Genomic DNA, 555 nt, shown 5'->3' on the forward strand with positions numbered 1-555 from the left:
CCGACTGTTGAAGCGGAAGGAATCGATCAAATATCGTACAGACAAGCATTATTAATTGGCTTGTACCAATGTCTCGCCTTATGGCCTGGGTTCTCGAGATCCGGCGCAACTATCGCAGGTGGCTTGTTGTCGAGTGTCAGTTACCGAGCAGCGACGAATTTTTCTTTCTTGATTGCTATTCCCATGATGTGTGCAGCAAGCGGATACGAGTTGCTTAAAAGCTACGGTACGCTATCTTCTTCGGATATCGTTTTTTTTGTAACAGGGTTCATTATCGCTTTTATCGTAGCGCTAGTTGCGGTCATCACGTTTTTGAAATTACTCGAACGGTTTAAGCTTGCGCCTTTTGCGTATTATCGGTTTGTACTTGCTGCCGTATTCTTGGTGTACATGTTGATGACAGCATGAAGACACATCCCTGATGAAATCGCGGGAAAGGTTATTGCCCGGAATAATAATCAGTTGTTCCGTTAATCTAAATCGAAAGGGGTAAACGTATGTCGACAATAAAACAAAGTAACAGTTTGAATCAATTACTTAGTAAGGTGCCTCAGG

At 43.1% G+C, this 555-nt stretch carries 1 protein-coding gene; it reads left to right on the top strand.

Translation table 11 applies throughout. From position 1 onward, the window contains the following. A partial coding sequence (locus PKO01S_RS28580) for an undecaprenyl-diphosphate phosphatase (protein WP_164779851.1) occupies nt 1-408 on the top strand: 408 nt, incomplete at its 5' end. Between the last annotated feature and the right edge of the window lie 147 nt (nt 409-555).

Origin of the sequence: Paenibacillus kobensis NBRC 15729 (assembly GCF_004000825.1) — a bacterium.
Lineage (GTDB): Bacteria > Bacillota > Bacilli > Paenibacillales > Paenibacillaceae > Paenibacillus_T > Paenibacillus_T kobensis.